This window comes from Parvularcula mediterranea (assembly GCF_013085255.1).
In the GTDB taxonomy this organism is placed as follows: Bacteria; Pseudomonadota; Alphaproteobacteria; order Caulobacterales; family Parvularculaceae; genus Parvularcula; species Parvularcula mediterranea.
The window spans coordinates 871,121-889,348 of record NZ_JABFCX010000003.1; the positions used below are offsets into that span (position 1 = coordinate 871,121).

Genomic DNA, 18,228 nt, shown 5'->3' on the forward strand with positions numbered 1-18,228 from the left:
AGGGCCATGCGCGCCTATCATGACCTGCTCGAACGTGTCCTTCAGGACGGTATCACCCGAGACGACCGGACGGGGACGGGGACGAAGTCCGTCTTCGGCCACCAGATGCGGTTCGATCTCTCCGAAGGCTTCCCGCTGGTCACGACCAAGCGCGTGCACCGCAAATCGGTGATCCACGAGCTCCTCTGGTTCCTGCGAGGTGAAACCAATGTCCGCCCGCTGCAGGAAGTCGGTGTGAGCATCTGGGACGAATGGGCCGACGAGGACGGTGAGCTTGGCCCGGTTTACGGTGCTCAGTGGCGCTCGTGGCCTGACCCGCAAGGCGGGACGGTCGACCAAATCGCCAAGGTGCAGGACGCCCTGCGCCAGAACCCTCATTCCCGCAGGCATGTGGTCAGCGCCTGGAACCCTGCCCTCGTCGATGAGATGGCCCTGCCGCCCTGCCACTGCCTGTTCCAGTTCTACGTCGCGGACGGGAAGCTTTCCTGCCAGCTCTACCAGCGTTCGGCGGATATTTTTCTCGGCGTGCCGTTCAACATCGCCTCCTATGCCCTTCTGACCCATATGATGGCTCAAGCCACCAATCTGGAAGTCGGAGATTTCGTGCACACACTCGGAGACGCACACCTTTACCTCAACCATGTCGAGCAGGCGGAGCTTCAGCTCTCCCGCGAGCCGCGCGCCCTGCCGACCCTGTCACTGAACCCGGATGTCCGCGACGTGACGGCGTTTCAGTATGAGGACATCACTGTCGAGGGCTATGACCCGCATCCGGCGATCAAGGCGCCGATCGCGGTTTGAGCGGCCCTGTCCGCATAGCCCTCGTCGCGGCCCAGTCAGAGAATAGCGTCATCGGCAAGGACGGAAACCTTCCGTGGACGATGAAATCGGACCTGAAATGGTTCAAGTCCATCACCACGGGCAAGCCGGTCGTCATGGGGCGGAAGACCTTCGAGTCCCTCGGCAAGCCTCTTCCCAACCGCACCAACATCGTCGTGACCCGTCAGGGCGACTATGAGGTCGAGGGCGCTCTGGTCGTCCACGGGATAGACCGTGCCCTGAGGATTGCAGAGATGGACGCCCAGCAGAACGGGCAGGAAGAGCTCTGCGTTATCGGTGGCGGCGAGATCTATGCCGAGACCCTGCCCCGGGCGAGCCGCATCTATCTCACCGTGGTCGAGACCGAGCTTGAAGGCGACACGCGCTTCCCTGAGCTTGATCGCGAGGAGTGGCAGGTGACGGAAGCCGCGCGGATCGAAAAATCCGACAAGGACGACCATGACGCGCGCATCGAAGTCTGGGCCCGCGCAACGCCAGAGCAGGAGCCCGGGCTCTAGGCCTTGCCCCCGAACCAGGCGCGGCTGTTGCGAAGGCGACGCCGCGCTTTTTTCGACGACAGCAGCGTTTGCGCCTCGTCATAGCGCCGCACCACTTCGTCCCTCCACGGCGTATTGGGGTTCAGCGCCTTCACCTCCGCAATGAACCGGTCAAGCTCTTCGGTGACCTGCGTCCGGCGCTTTCCCTGGGGCAGGTCGTCCGCGATTTCCGTCAGCACCATGACGAGATGGAGGGCCGCGTTCCGGTCTCCCGCTGCGTAGGGCCTGACGCTGCCAAACGCGCGGTCGATGAAGTCGTAGAAGCGCAAAGGTTCCACTTTCACCCGGACAGGGTCGCTCGTCGTCTCAAGGGGCCGGTCCCCGAAACTGTTTGCCGCCGCGCGCATCCAGTCCATGCAGGCTATCGCCGTCTGGGGGTCATTCACACCCGGCGAAAGCGCGCGAATGCCGATCTCGTTAAGGGTATCGACGAGGAAGAGGATGTTCTGATCGAAGGTTTTCTGGCCTCCAACGGTTACGCTCTTGCAGACGGTGGTGACCAGTTTCTCGGCAACCTCCTGGTCGTTCGTATAGAGATCGAAGACTTCGTCCTCCTCCGTGACGAACTCTCCGGGGCGATATTGGAGCTCGATATAGGCATCGTGATCCAAGGCACATTTCTCGAGCCTGGCGATGTCGATGGACCGGATATAGCCGCAATCATTAAGCGTGACGCTCGTCCGCGTCCTGCTGGCAATCACTTTCGGCCAGTCAGGCGGATCGTCAGGGAGATCGTCTGAGCTGCCCGTATAATCGTTGGGGAAGATCTCGCTGACCGACGCCCTGAGCTTCTGGCCCAGTGACGTGGTAAGGTTCTGAATGTTGATGGACGCCGGTATGTGATGGAAGAAATAGATCAGCATACCGATGGCTGAAATCGTGAGGAACAGTGTCGTCAGGATCGAGTAATAGGGAACGAAGGGCTCAAGATCCGTATCGCCCGTAACATCCCTCACTGTACCGAGGATCAGGAGCGAATAGACGAACGTCCCGACGAAGATGCCCAAGGTGACCTGGTTGCCCCGGTCGCGCATGAAGTTGCCGATGATCCGTGGGCCATAGTTGCCGCTGGCAAAGCTCACCGCCGCGATGGTGATGGAGAAGGTGATGCCGACAACGCTGATGAGCGACCCTGCGATGGCCGACAGGATTGCCCGCGCCCCGTCAGGCTCCCTCACCGCAAGGAAGCCGATCTCGCGGATCGCATCGGCGCTGACCTGCGTATCGAGCCAGAATGTCGCGGCGGCAAGAATGAACGCGCCGAGGACCATGACCGACGGCACGAACCAGTAGCTGGCGCGCACCGTGCGCAGGAGGGTGATAAACCTATTGTCCATCGGGAGGACATTGTCCCCCCGCCGGCGCGGTCAAGCGGCTCAGTCGCTCGTGATCAAGTGAAGCTTGGTCTGCCGGCCATCGAGATAGCGCACGGTTTCGCCGTCGAAATAGGCATCCTCCTCCGCGCGAAACTCGACATCCTGGCCATCCCATTCAGGCACCGTGACCGTGGTATTGAGCTCGATCGACCAGGCGGTGTCGGCGCGCATCTTGCGCATCCCCTGCGGGTGATCCGTCCCCTGATCGTCCCACCAGCCGATGGGGCTGCCCCCGCCATGGCCGTGATAGCCGATGCCGTGAGAGTAGAAGCTTGGCCGAAGGCCATCTGCGAGGGCTGCCTCGCGAGCCTTGCCGAGGACCTCGTTGCTGGTCAGGCCCACCTCGAAACTGTCCGTCAGGTGATCCGTGGTCCGATTGAGGGCGGCGAGACCATCGCGAAGGCCCTTAGGCGCTTCCGTCTCTCCGGGCTTCAGGACATAGGCATGCTGCTGGGTATCGGTGTTGAGGCCGAGATAGGTGATCCCGAAATCGACCCAAAGGAGATCGCCCGGTTGGATCACATCGCCGCTCGGCAGGCTCTGGCCAGACCCCGTCGGGGTGTACTGATTAGGTCGCTGGATCTGCACCGAAGGGTGGAACCAGACCTTCATGCCGAGGGCGTTGACCTTGTCCCGCATCCACCAGCGCACATCGTCCGCCGTGGTGACACCCGGCTCAATCACCCTGCTCGAGAAGGCCTCGTCGATGATATCGTGGGCAATGCGGACGACCCCTGGATAGACGGCCATTTCTGACGGCACGCGGGTTTCGAGCCAGTCGAGCGCGAGCGCTTCGGCGCTGACCACGCGTTTGTTGTACTTCTTTGGCAACGCTTCCACCAGCTCCGTGTACTGGGTATGGGACATGCCATCCGCCAGCGCTTCGAGCGATGAGGTGTTGAGCCCGATCGTCTCCGGGTCACGCTCCGCGATGATCTCGGCCAGTCGCGCCCATTGGTCAGGCTGCTCCTCTGGCACCCACGCGGAGGGGAACAGCTCGCCCATCGGGTATCGCGCCACAGTGAGACGTTCGACCCTCTTTCCGTCATCATGGAAAACGAGGATCGTCCGGCGGCGGGCGGAAATCCACCGTGCAGGGAGCATCGTCTCGACAACGGGGTCCTCATTGTATTCCCGCGCGACCATAATCCACATGTCGATGCCGCGCTCGCGCATCAGGGTCGGGATCAGCGCATCCAGCCGCTCAGCCAGCCACGCATCGCGCTGCTCGGCGCGTTCCTGCATGGAGAGGATGCGCGGCCGCTCGGCGCGCTCTCCCGTCGTGGCACCTTCACCGAAGGCTGGCGCGCTCGCGAGACCAAGGGCCATCAGCCCACCAATCATTCCCTGACGAAGCATGCGGCTGTCTCCTCAAACCTTTTCCGCGATGTAGCAGCGCCGGGCTTGGCTGAAAACGGGATGACGCAGGCGCAGCGCCCACCTCTCCCTCGGGGAGAGGTCGAAGGCTGACGCAGTCAGGCTTCGGGTGAGGGCTTCTGGGGCATAAGCGTTCGAGCGAAGATCGCCCTCACTCGACATCAAAGATGTCGATCTCTCCCGGAGGGAGAGATGAGCGCGGCGCCGACCTGACTACAGAGCCAGCGCATCCCGGCTCTTCACCGTGGTGAAGATCTCCGCCTCGAGCTTCCACTTGCCCTCCACCTCGCGCCACTTGGCGGTGTAGTCGCCGCGCACCTCGCTGCCGTCAGCCTTCTCAGGCTTCCCGACCCACGTGCCGAGTTCGGTGACGATGGGCTCCTCCTCGGAAGGCAGTACGCAGCGCGGCGTCCGCACGTAGACGAAGCGCCCGGCCTGCGCGAAGTCCGCGCGCCAGACTTCGACCTGGGCATCCCGGCCAGAGATCACCCCGCTGTCTGTGCCGGTGACCAGCACCGCGTCCTCCACCAGAAGACGCTTGATCGGCCCGGTTTTCTTCTCGGCGATCGCCCGGTTGAAGGCCGCCCGCGCCTCGGTGATCGGGTGGTCCAGCCTGCAATCGAGCTCCTTGTCGGCGAGCAGCGAAGCGATGAGATCGAGCATGGCTGAGGTCCTTCTTCTGGGGCCCAACCGCCCTGCCCGATAGGATGCGCCCGGTCCACGGCGAAAACTGCGCTCAACAAGGCCCCGCGGCACCGAAAACGCTTGAGCTTTCGCGCCCTCCTCGGCTATCGGCGCGCCATGGAATTCCTTACGACCCGCGATTGGACGAACCCGCTCCTCGGGACGACCACCACGCTGATCCAGGCGCTGACGCTGCTCGTCGCGATTCTGGTGAGCCTCGCCTTCCTGCTGCTCTTCGACCGCAAGGTCTGGGCAGCCGTTCAGATGCGCAAAGGGCCCAACGTCGTTGGCGCGTTTGGCCTGCTCCAGTCCTTCGCGGACTTCTTCAAGTTCGCCTTCAAGGAAGTCGTCATCCCCGACGGCGCGGACAAGACCGTGTTCCTGATCGCGCCGATGCTGAGCTTCGTGCTGGCGGTCATCAGCTGGGCCGTGATCCCGGTGGGCGCAGGGCTCGTGGTCTCCGACATCAATGTCGGCATCCTCTACCTCTTCGCGATCAGTAGCTTGGGCGTTTACGGCATCATCATGGGCGGCTGGGCTTCGAACTCGAAGTACCCGTTCCTCGGCTCCCTCCGTTCGGCAGCGCAGATGGTCAGCTATGAGGTCTCCCTCGGCTTCATCATCATCTCGGTGCTGCTGCTCGTCGGTTCGATGAACCTGTCGGACATCGTGATGAGCCAAGACCGCGGCGCAGGGATCCTCAACTGGCACATGCTGCCGCTCTTCCCGCTCTTCGTGATGTTCTTCATCTCGGCCCTGGCGGAGACGAACCGCCCGCCCTTCGACCTCCCTGAGGCCGAATCGGAGCTCGTGGCCGGTTATCAGGTCGAGTATTCCTCGACCCCGTATCTCCTCTTCATGATCGGCGAGTACATGAACATCGTGCTGATGTGCTCGATGACGGTCATCCTCTTCATGGGCGGCTGGCTCTCACCGTTCGGCGACTTCCTCGGCCTCAACGCAGCGTGGCTCGGCCCGATCTGGTTCGCACTCAAGGTCGTCTTCATCTTCTTCATGTTCGCTATGGTGAAGGCGATTGTCCCCCGTTACCGCTATGACCAGCTCATGCGCATCGGCTGGAAGATCTTCCTGCCCACATCCGTCGCATACCTGATGGTCGTCGCAGGCCTTATGCTGGCGTTCCCCGGTCTCGCCGACTGGTTCCATTCCTGGAGATCGTAAGATGTCCCGCGTAGCTCAGGCGCTCAAAGGCGCCCTTCTCACCGACTTCGTCTCGGCCTTCTGGCTGGGCCTGAAGTACTATTTCCGGCCGAAGTTCACGGTGAACTACCCCTACGAGCGCGGCGCCATCTCGCCCCGCTTCCGCGGTGAGCACGCCCTCAGGCGCTACCCCAACGGCGAAGAGCGCTGCATCGCCTGCAAGCTCTGCGAAGCCGTCTGCCCGGCTCAGGCCATCACCATCGAGGCCGAACCCCGCGAGGACGGCAGCCGCCGCACCACGCGCTACGACATCGACATGACCAAGTGCATCTATTGCGGCTACTGCCAGGAAAGCTGCCCGGTCGACGCGATCGTCGAAGGCCCGAACCTCGAATTCGCCACCGAGACCCGCGAAGAGCTGTTCTACAACAAGGACAAGCTGCTCGCGAACGGCGACCGCTGGGAGCGGGAAATTGCCCGCAACATCGAACTCGACGCGCCCTATCGCTGACCTGAAGCTCGCCGTCGACGATGTCGGCGGTCCGGAGATCTTTCGCTCGTTCCAGGGCGAAGGCCCGATGCAGGGGCGTGTGCGGACGTTTATCCGCCTGTCAGGCTGCAACCTCCACTGCCGCTGGTGTGACACGCCCTACACGTGGAACTGGCAGGGTACGAACTACCGTCACGTGGACAGCGAGAAGTTCGCGCCCGCCAAGGAGATGACCAAGCTCGGTCTCGCCGAGGCGCTGGACCGCATTGTTGCGCTCAATGCCCCTGGCGTCGTCATCACGGGCGGTGAACCGCTGATGCAGCCCCGCCAAGTCCTCGCGCTGACCCAGGCCATCAAGGGCACGCGGGCCGACATCTCCGTCGAGATCGAGACAAATGGCACCCTCGCTCCGCACCCGGACCTTATCGAAGCCGTCGACCTCTTCATGGTCTCCCCCAAGCTCAGGCATTCGGGCAACGATCCGGAGGTCCTCTCCCTTGGCATCGAGAACTTCCGCGAGGTGAAAAACGCGCAGTTCAAGTTCGTCGCCAAGCGCCAGACCGACGTCATTACGGTGAGCCAGGCGACGAGAGGCATCGACTCGCGCCGCGTCTGGATCATGCCCGAGGGCCGGAACGCCCGTGCGCTGAACAATTCGCTGAGGAAGATTACAAGGGCGACGTTACGGCGAGGCTTCAACCTCACCGACCGCCAGCATATCCGCCTCTTCGGCGACAAGCGCTCGACCTGAACGCTAGCCCGTGACGCTCGCAGACGTTGCGGCGGTAGAGCCTGCGATGGTCGCCGCCAGGATGGCGGCCTTGACCGCTTCGATGGCCTGCGCGGTCGCCTCGGCAGCGGGACCCGATCCCTCGCTGATCTCCTTGATGCGGTCCTTGTGCTCTTTCAGCTTCGCCTTGTCGAAGTTCCGGCGGAGGAGCCCTGCGCTGTTTGCCAGCGCAATCAATACCGCATCGCGCGCCGTCGGCGTGCCGAAATTGAACATCGCCATCTCAAGGCGCCGTTTGAGCGCTGCTTCGGGTTCGGGATTGGCTTCGGGATAGACCGTATAGGGAAAGATCCAGAGCGCCTTCTTCTGTTCACGCCGCAGGATCCCCTTGTCCACGAGAACCTGGCGCAGCGGTTCGAGAAATTTCCTCCGCCCACCCACTTGCGTAACCAGGCGCTGCGGCTTGCGGTCGAGGCCTTTCTCTTCCCACGCGGCGAGCACGGCATCCGTATAAGGATGGCTCATGGGAGGCGTGGCGCTTTTGACGAAGCGCAGCTTCTTCCCCTCGCCGCGGGGTTCGAGCGCCTCTTGAAGCACGAGTTCAGCCAGCGCTGCGCCCGCTGCGAGGTAAGACGGGTAGGCGCCGACCTGCCGCCCCGACACATCGTCGAGGGCAAGCAGCAGCACCTCTTCAGGAAGGTTCAGTGTCATGAAAGCCCCTTTCTCTTAAGTAAGATATGGGGACGATCATGCCCCGCCGCTAGCTCGCGGCGAGATCCAGTTCCTGAAGCTTCTTGATTTCATCGCGCAGCTCCGCCGCCTTCTCGAAGTCGAGATCGGCTGCCGCTTCGCGCATCTGCTTCTCCAACCCGGAGATATGCGCCTGCAGGTTCGGACCGGGCGCGTAGGCCGCCCGCTCTTCTGCCATGGCGCCCATGCCGGTCTTGGGCGAGGTGAGCTTCTGCGAGGAGAAGGTTGTGCCCATCGCAGCCTTGGTCGCCTCGTCATCGCTGTCGACGATCTCGGCGATCTTGGCACTGACGGATTTCGGTGTGATGCCGAACTTCTCGTTATGGGCGAGCTGCTTCTCACGGCGGCGGGTGGTCTCGGCCAGCGCCCGCTCCATCGATCCGGTGATCGAGTCCGCGTACAGAATGACCCGTCCCTCGACGTTCCGCGCAGCACGGCCAATGGTCTGCACGAGCGAGGTCTCGGAGCGAAGGAAGCCCTCCTTGTCCGCATCAAGAATACCCACGAACTTACACTCAGGGATATCGAGGCCCTCGCGCAGGAGGTTGATGCCGATGAGCACGTCGAAGACGCCCCGGCGCAGATCGCGGATGATCTCGATCCGCTCCACCGTGTCGACGTCGGAGTGCATGTAGCGCACCTTCACGCCCTGGTCGTGCATGTATTCGGTGAGGTCTTCCGCCATCTTTTTCGTCAGTGTCGTGACGAGGGAGCGGCCGCTGTCCTTGGCGACTTTCTTCACCTCGTCGATGACATCGTCGACCTGGCTGAAGTTGTTCTCCGAGACCGGACGGATTTCGACAGGCGGATCGACAAGGCCCGTCGGCCTAATGACCTGCTCCGTGAAAACGCCAGCGGTGCGGTCAAGCTCCCAAGGCCCGGGCGTTGCCGAGACGTGGAGGGTCTGGGGCCGCATCGCGTCCCACTCCTCGAATTTGAGGGGGCGGTTATCCATGCAGCTCGGCAGGCGGAAGCCATACTCCGCAAGCGTCCTTTTCCGCGCGTAGTCTCCTTTGAACATGGCGCCGATCTGCGGAATCGTCACATGGCTTTCGTCCGCAAACAGAAGAGCGTTCTCAGGCAGGTACTCGAAAAGCGTGGGCGGCGGCTCACCCGGGGCGCGGCCTGTCAGGTAGCGCGAGTAGTTCTCGATGCCCTGGCACGAGCCCGTCGCCTGCATCATCTCAAGGTCGAACTGCACCCGCTGTTCAAGCCGCTGCGCTTCGAGGAGCTTTCCCTCCTGATGGAGGATCGGCAGCGTCCGTTCGAGCTCCGCCTTGATGTCCTTCATGGCGCGGGACAGCGTCGGCCGCGGCGTCACATAGTGGCTGTTCGCATACAGACGAACCTTCTTGAGGTTCTGGATGCGCTTGCCCGTCAGGGGGTCAAACTCGACGATCTCCTCGATCTCATCACCGAAGAGCGTGATCCGCCAGGCGGCATCTTCGTAGTGCGCCGGGAAAATCTCGATCGTATCGCCCCGTGCACGGAAGGTCCCGCGCTGGAAGGCCTGGTCGTTGCGCTTGTACTGGAGGGCCACGAGGTCAGCGAGCAGCGTCTTCCGCTCGATGCTTTCGCCTTCTTCCAAGTCGAAGACCATCGCCGTGTAGGTCTCCACCGAGCCGATACCGTAGATGCAGGACACTGAGGCGACGATGATCACGTCATCCCGTTCGAGAAGAGATCGGGTCGCGGAGTGCCGCATGCGGTCGATCTGCTCGTTGATCGTCGATTCTTTCTCAATATAAGTATCTGTACGCGGAACGTAGGCTTCGGGCTGGTAGTAGTCGTAGTAGCTGACGAAATACTCCACGGCGTTGTTCGGGAAGAACGCCTTGAACTCGCCGTAGAGCTGTGCCGCGAGGGTCTTGTTGTGGGCAAGAATCAGCGCGGGACGCTGGGTCGCTTCGATCACCTTGGCCATGGTGAAGGTCTTGCCTGAGCCCGTGACGCCGAGAAGCACCTGGTCCCGCTCATGCACCTTCACGCCGTCGACCAGCTCGTCGATGGCTGCAGGCTGGTCGCCCGCAGGCTCGTAGTCGGAGACGACCTGAAACCGCTTGCCGCCCTCCATCTTGGAGGGGCGCTCGGGCCTGTGGGGCGTCCACTCAGCAGGCTTCAGGCGGCCGTGATAGGTGGCAATCGCTTCGGAAAAGCCCTGGTCGTCGGGCAGGATCTTGTCGGACATGGGGGCTATGTAGTGCCCATCACCTTCCCGCGACAGGGGCGCGATGCGCGCAGCTGATGCGGAACTTACCGGCCCCTTAACGCTGTTTCTCCTGCACATCGCCGGAATGGTCCGGCCAATATCAGGAGGTCCCCATGCTTGGTTGGGCTCTTACGTTTTTCATCGTCGCACTCATCGCCGCAGCCCTTGGCTTTGGCGGGGTCGCAGGCGCCGCTTCGTCGATCGCCGTCATCCTCTTCTGGGTGTTCCTGGCGCTCTTCGCAGTCTCGCTGATCCTCAGGGTCGTACGAAAAGCCCGCTGACCCGCGGTGCGGCATCCCATCCAATGATGGAACTTTAGTGCGGCGGGGCCTGTCTCCGCCGCACAACTATTTTTGCAGGAGACAGTCATGACTGACGCCCACAAGATCGACGCACCGGAACATGTCGTAGAGAGCGGCCTCGACCGCGATGGCCGCAAGGAGCTGTGCGACATGCTCGGCGGCGCGCTGGCCAGCACCTACGTCCTCTACCACAAGACCCACGCCTACCATTGGAATGTCACGGGTCCGCTTTTCTACTCAGTCCACAACCTGACTGAAGAGCAGTATGAAGACATGGCCGCAGCGATTGATGAGCTCGCCGAGCGCATCCGCGCCCTTGGCTTCCCCGCTCCGATCGGCCTCAAGGCCTACACCGAGCAGAGCACCATCTCCGACGTCACCGAGACGCCTGACGCTGGCACGATGATCCGTGAGCTTGCCCTCGACAACCAGCACATCGCTGGCTCCATGCGGAAGATCGTCGAAAAGGCCGAAGAGATTGGCGACAGCTTCACCGCAGACTTCGTCACCGGCCGGATCGGTACACACGAAGAGAACGGCTGGATGCTCTCCGCCCTCGCCATGGGCGATGAGCGCACCAAGACGCCGTAAGCGACAAGAATTCCTCCCTAGACTGGTGCGGCGCCCTCGGGCGCCGCCTTTTTTATGCGCCCGGTCTCGCGCAAGGAGCGTCAGAGCGAGATGCATACCAGGGGATGAGGAAGTCGCGACCACGGGAAAGGGTCTGGCCCTCGATCACGCCATCGTCGCGCCAACGGCCTGAATGGTAGTACTCGCCAGTCCCATCCTTCGTCACCGAGACGAATGCAGGCGTCCCGTCATTGGCCGTGACTTTGCCGATGAGGAAAGGCGAGCCGTAGAAGCTGCCGACCAGTTCCTGACCTTCTGCTTGAGGCTCCTCGAGCACCAGCACCGTCTCGCTCGGGGGCGCCTCGGTGTTGTAGAACATGCAGACCTTGTAGGTCCCGGCGATGAGCTGTGAGGACAGGAGAAGGGCAGCAAAAACTTCCATCGCCGCCATGTAGGCGCGACCGCGCAAGAGAAAAGCGGCTCCTGTCAGAGCCGCCTCTTCGAAACCATCAGGCGTTTGCGCTGATCCGCTGCCTGCGTTTGGCAAGGAGACGATCAATCTCCGCCTTCAATACCGTATCTTTGTAGATCTCGTCCTTCACCGCACGAAGGTCGAAATTGTTGCGTAGGTACCGGGCAGCACGTTCCAGAGGAAGATCCCTCTCCGCGAGGAAATTCTCCACGGCCCTTCGACGGTCGCTCGTAAGCTCACCGTCGATGTAGGCGTGAACGTCTTGCTCCGTAATCAGGTAAACTTTGTTGTCCATGCACCATTTACACGGTGGCGGCGCTTGCAGTTCCCTGTTCTTCGTTACTTTCCAGAAGATCGCGAAGGCGCGAACGGGCGCGGCTCAGGCGCGACCGGACCGTGCCGACAGGAACTTCAAGAAGTTCAGCGGCTTCCTCGTATTTGAGACCCTCAATCGCAACAAGCGAGAGAACGACTTTGTCGTTGTGCGGCAGCTCGGCGAAACCTTCGACGACGTCGTTGTAGTGCATTTTTTCCTCCTGAAGGGCACCGATGGAGAGTTTGGATTGGGGAGCGTCGTCCATGTCGACGGCGATGCCCCGGACTTTGTCGCGGCGGATCTGGTTCAAGAAAACGCGGCGGCAGACGGTGAACATCCAGGAGCGCAGGTTTTCACCGTCGAAGAGGTGCTGCTTGCGGAGGCAACGCTCAACGCAGTCCTGGACCAGGTCTGCGGCGCGATCTTCGTTGCGCGTCAGTGTGTAGGCAAAGCGGTGAAGCGCCGGGAGGCAAGCATTCAGTTCGCTCGTAGAAATCGTGTTTGCAGTGCTGTTCATTAGTAACTCCGACCTTTCTGGCCTGAGAGAAGCATTACCGAAACGCTGATAGCCGGTCAAAGAGTATCGCGTGAGTTGCCGGTTCCGCTCTATCATCAACAATCGCCTGCATCACTTGCTTATAGCAATCATAATCAGTGCGATGAATGGTCTATACATACCACTCTTTGTACATACTCAGAGTTTTCGGAGTGACATGAGTGACCCACTCATGTCACTCATGTCCAAACCCACGGCATTGCACGCACGCGGAACCAGACGCGCCGAAGCGGCGTTCCTGCATCGCCGTCAGGAAAGGATCGGATCCATGAAATTGCTGGCACGCCTGCTCGCTGCAGGCTTCTTCATCGCCGCTCTCGCCGGTTGCGAGACCATCAAGGGCGCTGGTGAGGACATTGAAAACCTCGGCGAGGAGATCGACGAGGAAGTCTAAGAAGACGCCTAGCGGGGGGAGGTATCCGCGGCTGCCCGCGCCTCTCCCCCACCCACTCCGGTGACGGACACACGCAGCTGCCCGCCCGAAACATCCCAAGCACAGGCCCCGTTGAGATAGCTCCGGGTAAGGTGCTTCACGATCGTCATGCCGAAACCGTCGATCAGGTCAGCGTCCTTGACCTCGGTCGGCTCGATCCACTCGATGCCGAAATGTGCGCCCTGGTGCCACCAGCGAAGCTCCGCGGTTTTCCCTTGCGTGAAGGCGCCGTGCTCGTGGGCATTGGAGGCGAGCTCGTGGATGATGAGCCCCATGGCGGATGCCTGCCCGGGAGAAAGCTCAAGCGGCTCCCGGCAGATGGTCACGAGGGGGTTCTGACCAATGATTCCGTTGGCCAGCGTCACCATGCTCACCGACTGGCGAATGTTCTCAGGCCGCAAGGGGTCGATGCCGCTGTTGCTGAACGCGACGTTGAGCGCATTGATCCGGGAAATCGTCGCCACCGAAAAGGCATCGACATCTTCTGCGTAGCGCGCCGAGAGCGAGATCAGCGCCGTCACCACCGACATGATGTTCCGCACCCGGTGATTGAGCTCGAGAACCGCCTGGTCGGCCCGCCGCTCAGCAGCGATCGCCCGCGCTTTAAGATGCCTGAGCTCCGGCGTCACATCGGAAACCATGCCCGTGATCAGACGATTGCGGACGCTCCCGCGAATGAGGATGTCGCGCTGCTGGGCGTCATCGCCGACGAGGGGCACGAGGAGCTGGAGACGTGACGCCCCTGAGAAAATCCTGCGGAGTTGCGAGCCATATTCACGCCGCACGGCTGCGGGGACCCGGGACCAGAGACCACGGAGTGTCTCAGGTCCCTCGATATGGAGAGGCGCGAGAATGCTGTGGGGGACGGCCGCAGACGCTTCAAAGCGAATGCTGAAGGGGTGTATGCCGAGCTGTTCGGACGAGGACACCACTCCGCCAGCGATCCGTCAGGACGAGCCGCGCAGCGTCTTGAGTTTCTCTTCGGCTTCTTCCGGCCGTTCTTGTGTGAGACTCAACCCAAGCGCGATGAGCTCGCGCACCGCTGAAGAGCGGTTTTCCGCACGGTTGTCGAAACGCCAGTCATCAATGTTCTGCAGCTCCGAGTCGGTGACCAGGATCTGAAGCTTGGAAAGGCGTTTTTCGTTGGAAGCCATGCGGCTCACATTTCTCCGAAAGTGCGGGTGCTAAAAAGTTCCGGCAGAACCGTTCTGGTCCTAGGCTCTACGGGCGTCAAGGCAGTGAACAACCGCTGCCCGCACGTTGTCGGGAGTGTAGGGTTTGCTGATGACGAAGTCTGGTTCGATCTCATCGCCCTGGAGGACACGGTCAGGGAACCCGGTGATGAAGACCACGGGGCAGTCATGGGATTCGTTGATCTCGAGGACGGCATCGATACCCGTCTCTCTCCCGTCAAGGTTGTAGTCCGCGAGGATGATGTCAGGCTTGCTCGCCACCGTGACGTTGACGGCTTCCTCGGCAGAGGAGGCTTCGCCAGCCACTTCGACGCCGAGGCGCTCGAGAATGCTCCGGATATCGGCCGCGATGAGCGGCTCGTCTTCAACCACCACGGCCCGGGCCTGGCGCTTGATCGTCAGGGCCTGACGGGCTTCGCGAAGGGTCGCAGCGGGATCGCCTTCGAGGCCGATCACCTTGGCCGCCTGAGCCGGCATGAGGCCCATGACGTCGCACATCAGGAGCAGCAGGCGTTTGTCGTCAGGAGGCTCGGGCAGAGCATCGATGAGGGCGGCGTCGGAGAAGAGCACCGGCTTCACCGGGCGCTCCGTCAGCGCCATGCGCCACGAATGCATGAAGGCGGACATGACATCCACGACCGACGACGAGGATGACCCCGGGTCGATCGAGACGCGGGCCATGGTCATGCGCATCAGTTCATCACCGATCAAGCGGTCCGCAAAGACCGCACGGGAGAACTGGCGCACAACGCCCAGCGGAGGTCTCGTCATGATGTTCAGCACAGACATGATGTCCTTCGAAACTCCCTCACGAACGATCATGCAGAAAAAGAGTTCCCGCCAATTTGACGGATGTTTGATTTTATAGCGTCAGCCATCACTTCTCGCCGTCCATTGTGTCGCGAACAGGAAGTCACGCGTCGCAAGCAGGAGCCGCCGGACGTCATCGATCGAAAGCGCCATGATTTCAGCAGCATCTTCGACGCTGAACTCTTCGATGACGACCAGGGCGAAGGCGACGCGCTGGTGATAGGGAAGGAATGAGAACCGGGCGACGAACGATCTTGGCGGCTGTCCGGAAAGATCAGGATCATCCCGCGATGCTTCATCGAGGCGCGAAAGGAGGGCCCGGAACGCCTCCCTGATCCGGTCGTCCGAAGACGCGCGCAGGCCATCGTCCATAGCGTCGAGGGCCCCAAAGGCCGTCGCGCTGGACGAGGCGATGCAGAGCGCAAACCGGCTCAGCCGGGCATAGACGCTCTCGTCGACGGATGTTCTCACCTGCTCCATCGGCTACAAGCTAGTCCGCAGTTCCATCCGCGGCCAGCGATTCAATCAGGAAATTCAGTTCTTTTCCTGAAGCAGCCGGACATTGTTCGCGTCGAGATGGAGATAGAGAGACGAGAAGTCCGCGAGGTCTTCGAGGGCCTCACGGTTCTTGAAGATCACCTCGGAACGGTGCCGCGAAATGAGGTTCGACTTCTCAAGGAAAGAGAACACCCGGCTCACATGGACGTAGGAGAGCCCAAGAGCGTCTGCGACATGCATCTGGCCGATCGGCATGACGAAGCTGTTCTCCTCGGCCTCGCCGATGATCGCGAGCCTCGCGTGCAGCTCCAGCAGAAGGTGTGAAACCCGCTCGCGGGCGCTTCTGCGGCCATTCCTGACGATCTGCTCGCGCAGGATGGATTCCTCCTGCACCGTGGACCACCAGATCCCCGGCGCGAGGGCGCTGCCTGAACTGAAGAGCTCAAGGACGCGATCGCGGGACACGGCCGCGATCTCGAGGTCCGTGAGAGCCGCCACTGTGTGGTCAGCCTTCTGACCGACAAAGACCTGAAGGTCGAAGAGATCGCCGGGAAGCATGAAGTTGACGACCTGCTTGCGGCCATCGCCAAGCCCGATCGAACGGGACGCCCAGCCCTTGCAGACGACGAATGCCTCCTCCGCCTCGGCTCCGCGCTCAACGATGACGTCGCCGGGACCGAAGGTCCGGCTTTCCGCACAGATCTGGTCGAGCACTTCGGCCATGTCGCTGTGAAGCGTGGTGTAGTGGGAAAGACGCTTGAAAAGGGCGTCTGTTCGCATCGACATCGTTCTGCGTCTCCGGCTCGTCGGCCACGCGGAAGCGGCCTCGGATATTTAACTAGTGCTAAGACGCGAAGTTCCACGTCATTCTGCCGGGACTTGTAGGGGGATTTTGAGTCACTTTGACAAGTGATTCCTTCAACTATCCCCGGAACTTGGCAGAATGAACTGGGCTGATAATCCTCCCGATGTCCTATTTGTGAGAACCAAGCGGCCCTGATGCGCTTCGGCGACACCGCGGGCGATGGCGAGGCCAAGACCGGCGCCACCATCCTGCCTGTTTCTTGATCCTTCGGCCCTAGTGAAGGGCTCCTGCATCCGGACAAGGTCATCATCGGCAAGGCCGGGACCGTCATCGTCGATGCAGAAGGATATCCCTTCCGGCGCGTGACGCACGGAGAGCTCAGCCCGCCCGGCGAAGCGCGAAGCATTGTCGATCAGGTTGCGGAGTGCGCGGAGGATCGATTCAGGTGCGCCGGTGATGGTGGCGGCATCCACATGGCCGATGGTCAGGACGTCCTCGCCGTAATGGGCCCTCAGGCGGCGCACGAGAGCATCGGATCTCACCTCCTCAAACGTCCCACCGGTCGTGCTTTTCGAGAACGTCAGGATATCGTCGAGGGTCTGGGCGAGGCCTTCAATACTGTCGATCATCTGGTCGCGAAGGCGCTCATCCTCGATTTCCTCGACCCTGATCCTCAAGGAGGCGAGCGGCGTCCTGAGGTCGTGGCCCACCGAGCCGAGCATCACCGACCGCTCCTCCAGCGCCGCAAGAGTCCTGCCCTCAAGGGCTGCGAAGGCATCGCACAGCGCCTGGACGTCGGGCGGGCCTCCCTCGGGCAAAGGGGGTGCGGGACGGCCGGTCAGGAAGCCATCGGCGGCTTGGGTCAGGGTCCTGAGGGGCTGGGCCACGGCCCTGCCAAGCCAGACCGCCGGTAGGATGAGCACCAGCGCGAGAATGCTGGTCTGGAGCGTGATCGCCGCCCACGAGATGCCCCTGCCCCTTGGGTTCGGTGCGCCTGCCAGCAGCCACCGGCCATCGGAGAGCTGCACCGCTGCGGCCAGCATGCGGCGCCCACGATGCTTCGCCTCGAAGACGGCATGGGCCCTGTCCTGATAACCGTCCGCGACGAGGGCCTCGCCAAGGAGTTTCGTGCCGCGCTCCACTTCGGTGCGGTTCGGCGGCAGCTCGCGCTCGATCTGGAAGCCGGGACGGCGCTGCAGCCGCCTCGTTGCGAAGCGGCTGGTCTCAGCGACCCGCAGGGCCTGCACCGCGCGCTCCACAGCGACGGCCTCGGCGCGTTGGGCTCGGAGATTGCCTTCGACGTTCACCAGGATGACGGCGTTGATCACCTGACCGATCACCACCAGAGCGACGGTCAACAGGATGAGCCGCGAAGCAATACCGAAGCGCGGGGCCTTCACCGGGTCCGCACCTTGGCAGCAAGGCTATAGCCGCCGCCCCTGATCGTCTTGATGAGCGCTGGCTCCGAGGGCTCGCGCTCGACTTTCTTCCTCAGGCGGCTGACCTGATTGTCCACCGAGCGGTCGAAGACATCGGCGCGCCTGTTCTGGGTCAGCTCAAGAAGGTCGTCACGGTTCACAACCCGCCCGGCCCGCTCCGCGAGCACGTGGAGCAGCTTGAACTCTCCGCCAGTGAGCGTGATCTCGGCCCCATCCCGGCCGATCAGGCGCTGGGTGGTCAGCTCGAGGGTCAGATCGTCGAAGGTCATTGCCTCAGGCTCGCTCTCGGGCGTCGCTCGGGCACCGCGGCGGAGGACAGCCTTGATACGCGCCGTCAGCTCACGCGGGCTGAAGGGCTTCGCCACATAGTCATCGGCGCCGAGTTCAAGGCCAATGATCCGGTCGGTCTCTTCGGTTCGCGCCGTCAGCATGATGACAGGCAGGTTCTGGCTGCCGACGAGATAGCGGGCGAGACTGAGGCCATCCTCGCCCGGCATCATCACGTCGAGGAGCGCGATATCGAAGCGTCCTGCAGCGACCAGCTCCCTGGCCTTCGCCGCATCGTGCGCTTCCTCCACGTCAAAGCACTCCCGCCGCAGGAAAGCGGCGAGAGGCTCGCGGATCGTGGGCTCGTCATCGACAAGCAGGACTCTGGTACGCGCTGCCGAGACGTCGTTCATG

23 protein-coding genes are annotated in these 18,228 nt (G+C 62.2%); 8 read left to right on the top strand and 15 right to left on the bottom strand.

Going from position 1 to position 18,228, the window contains the following annotated elements; translation table 11 throughout:
* The first annotated feature begins 6 nt into the window (after positions 1-6).
* Both HK107_RS12995 and HK107_RS13000 read left to right on the top strand, forming a co-directional pair.
* Positions 7-801 carry a thymidylate synthase gene (locus HK107_RS12995; protein ID WP_173200473.1) on the top strand — a complete coding sequence of 265 codons (795 nt, stop codon included), beginning with the start codon at positions 7-9 and terminating at the stop codon, positions 799-801.
* Positions 798-1,337 carry a dihydrofolate reductase gene (locus HK107_RS13000; protein ID WP_173200475.1) on the top strand — a complete coding sequence of 180 codons (540 nt, stop codon included), beginning with the start codon at positions 798-800 and terminating at the stop codon, positions 1,335-1,337. The genes HK107_RS12995 and HK107_RS13000 overlap by 4 nt, the downstream gene beginning before the upstream one ends.
* Here HK107_RS13000 and HK107_RS13005 read toward each other — a convergent pair.
* The 3 genes from HK107_RS13005 to HK107_RS13015 all read right to left on the bottom strand — a co-directional run bounded on the left by HK107_RS13005 (position 1,334) and on the right by HK107_RS13015 (position 4,792).
* Positions 1,334-2,713 (bottom strand): DUF2254 domain-containing protein, encoded by a 1,380-nt coding sequence (locus tag HK107_RS13005; protein WP_173200477.1) that lies wholly within the window; start codon positions 2,711-2,713, stop codon positions 1,334-1,336. The two genes, HK107_RS13000 and HK107_RS13005, sit on opposite strands and share 4 nt — an antisense overlap.
* A gap of 39 nt (positions 2,714-2,752) precedes the next feature.
* Complete coding sequence (locus tag HK107_RS13010) at positions 2,753-4,111, bottom strand: M24 family metallopeptidase (protein WP_173200479.1); 1,359 nt, start codon at positions 4,109-4,111, stop codon at positions 2,753-2,755.
* A gap of 231 nt (positions 4,112-4,342) precedes the next feature.
* Positions 4,343-4,792 (bottom strand): nuclear transport factor 2 family protein, encoded by a 450-nt coding sequence (locus HK107_RS13015; RefSeq protein WP_173200481.1) that lies wholly within the window; start codon positions 4,790-4,792, stop codon positions 4,343-4,345.
* A gap of 138 nt (positions 4,793-4,930) precedes the next feature.
* On the opposite strand from HK107_RS13015, the gene nuoH reads away from it, so the two are divergent.
* Genes nuoH through HK107_RS13030 form a run of 3 tightly spaced genes read left to right on the top strand, consistent with a single transcriptional unit; the run spans position 4,931 to position 7,215 of the window.
* Positions 4,931-5,995 (top strand): NADH-quinone oxidoreductase subunit NuoH, encoded by a 1,065-nt coding sequence (nuoH, locus tag HK107_RS13020; protein ID WP_173200483.1) that lies wholly within the window; start codon positions 4,931-4,933, stop codon positions 5,993-5,995.
* Position 5,996: 1 nt separating this feature from the next.
* Positions 5,997-6,485 carry an NADH-quinone oxidoreductase subunit NuoI gene (gene nuoI / locus HK107_RS13025; protein ID WP_173200486.1) on the top strand — a complete coding sequence of 163 codons (489 nt, stop codon included), beginning with the start codon at positions 5,997-5,999 and terminating at the stop codon, positions 6,483-6,485.
* On the top strand, positions 6,448-7,215 hold the full coding sequence (locus HK107_RS13030) for a 7-carboxy-7-deazaguanine synthase QueE (protein WP_173200488.1): 768 nt from the start codon (positions 6,448-6,450) through the stop codon (positions 7,213-7,215). Before nuoI ends, HK107_RS13030 begins: the two co-directional genes overlap by 38 nt.
* A 3-nt stretch (positions 7,216-7,218) precedes the next feature.
* Here the strand turns inward: HK107_RS13030 and HK107_RS13035 are convergent, their stop codons facing one another.
* Both HK107_RS13035 and uvrB read right to left on the bottom strand, forming a co-directional pair.
* Complete coding sequence (locus HK107_RS13035) at positions 7,219-7,905, bottom strand: GOLPH3/VPS74 family protein (protein ID WP_173200490.1); 687 nt, start codon at positions 7,903-7,905, stop codon at positions 7,219-7,221.
* 49 nt (positions 7,906-7,954) lie between these two features.
* The gene (gene uvrB, locus HK107_RS13040) at positions 7,955-10,132 is read right to left on the bottom strand and encodes an excinuclease ABC subunit UvrB (RefSeq protein WP_269815638.1); all 2,178 of its coding nucleotides are present in this window, start codon (positions 10,130-10,132) and stop codon (positions 7,955-7,957) included.
* A gap of 134 nt (positions 10,133-10,266) precedes the next feature.
* Here uvrB and HK107_RS13045 point away from each other — a divergent pair, with 134 nt between their 5' ends.
* Positions 10,267-10,434: a DUF1328 domain-containing protein gene (locus tag HK107_RS13045; protein WP_173200492.1), complete on the top strand. Its 168-nt coding sequence runs from the start codon at positions 10,267-10,269 to the stop codon at positions 10,432-10,434.
* 87 nt (positions 10,435-10,521) lie between these two features.
* Entirely contained in the window at positions 10,522-11,046 is a 525-nt protein-coding gene (locus HK107_RS13050) for a Dps family protein (protein WP_173200494.1), read from the top strand.
* A gap of 52 nt (positions 11,047-11,098) precedes the next feature.
* On the opposite strand, the gene HK107_RS13055 is transcribed toward HK107_RS13050, so the two are convergent.
* The 3 genes from HK107_RS13055 to HK107_RS13065 are packed head-to-tail and all read right to left on the bottom strand — an operon-like array spanning position 11,099 to position 12,390.
* On the bottom strand, positions 11,099-11,494 hold the full coding sequence (locus HK107_RS13055; protein WP_173200496.1) for a hypothetical protein: 396 nt from the start codon (positions 11,492-11,494) through the stop codon (positions 11,099-11,101).
* Positions 11,495-11,534: 40 nt separating this feature from the next.
* The gene (locus tag HK107_RS13060) at positions 11,535-11,792 is read right to left on the bottom strand and encodes an anti-sigma factor (protein WP_173200498.1); all 258 of its coding nucleotides are present in this window, start codon (positions 11,790-11,792) and stop codon (positions 11,535-11,537) included.
* Positions 11,793-11,799: 7 nt separating this feature from the next.
* The gene (locus HK107_RS13065) at positions 11,800-12,390 is read right to left on the bottom strand and encodes a sigma-70 family RNA polymerase sigma factor (RefSeq protein ID WP_173200501.1); all 591 of its coding nucleotides are present in this window, start codon (positions 12,388-12,390) and stop codon (positions 11,800-11,802) included.
* 247 nt (positions 12,391-12,637) lie between these two features.
* Between HK107_RS13065 and HK107_RS13070 the strand changes: the two genes are divergently transcribed.
* Positions 12,638-12,763, top strand: a complete 126-nt coding sequence (locus HK107_RS13070) for an entericidin A/B family lipoprotein (RefSeq protein ID WP_173200503.1) — start codon at positions 12,638-12,640, stop codon at positions 12,761-12,763.
* Between the two features lie 8 nt (positions 12,764-12,771).
* On the opposite strand, the gene HK107_RS15740 is transcribed toward HK107_RS13070, so the two are convergent.
* The 7 genes from HK107_RS15740 to HK107_RS13105 form a co-directional block, all read right to left on the bottom strand.
* The gene (locus HK107_RS15740) at positions 12,772-13,731 is read right to left on the bottom strand and encodes an HWE histidine kinase domain-containing protein (protein ID WP_173200505.1); all 960 of its coding nucleotides are present in this window, start codon (positions 13,729-13,731) and stop codon (positions 12,772-12,774) included.
* Positions 13,732-13,749: 18 nt separating this feature from the next.
* Positions 13,750-13,956, bottom strand: coding sequence for a hypothetical protein (locus HK107_RS13080; RefSeq protein ID WP_173200507.1), 207 nt, complete (start codon positions 13,954-13,956; stop codon positions 13,750-13,752).
* Positions 13,957-14,016: 60 nt separating this feature from the next.
* Positions 14,017-14,817, bottom strand: a complete 801-nt coding sequence (locus HK107_RS13085) for a response regulator (protein WP_173200509.1) — start codon at positions 14,815-14,817, stop codon at positions 14,017-14,019.
* Between the two features lie 48 nt (positions 14,818-14,865).
* Positions 14,866-15,285 carry a hypothetical protein gene (locus tag HK107_RS13090; RefSeq protein WP_173200511.1) on the bottom strand — a complete coding sequence of 140 codons (420 nt, stop codon included), beginning with the start codon at positions 15,283-15,285 and terminating at the stop codon, positions 14,866-14,868.
* Between the two features lie 54 nt (positions 15,286-15,339).
* A complete protein-coding gene (locus HK107_RS13095; RefSeq protein WP_173200513.1) occupies positions 15,340-16,089 on the bottom strand; it encodes a Crp/Fnr family transcriptional regulator in 750 nt (249 codons plus the stop codon).
* 132 nt (positions 16,090-16,221) lie between these two features.
* Positions 16,222-17,508 carry an ATP-binding protein gene (locus HK107_RS16015; protein WP_173200515.1) on the bottom strand — a complete coding sequence of 429 codons (1,287 nt, stop codon included), beginning with the start codon at positions 17,506-17,508 and terminating at the stop codon, positions 16,222-16,224.
* Entirely contained in the window at positions 17,505-18,227 is a 723-nt protein-coding gene (locus tag HK107_RS13105) for a response regulator (RefSeq protein ID WP_173200517.1), read from the bottom strand. The genes HK107_RS16015 and HK107_RS13105 overlap by 4 nt, the downstream gene beginning before the upstream one ends.
* Position 18,228 lies beyond the last annotated feature (1 nt).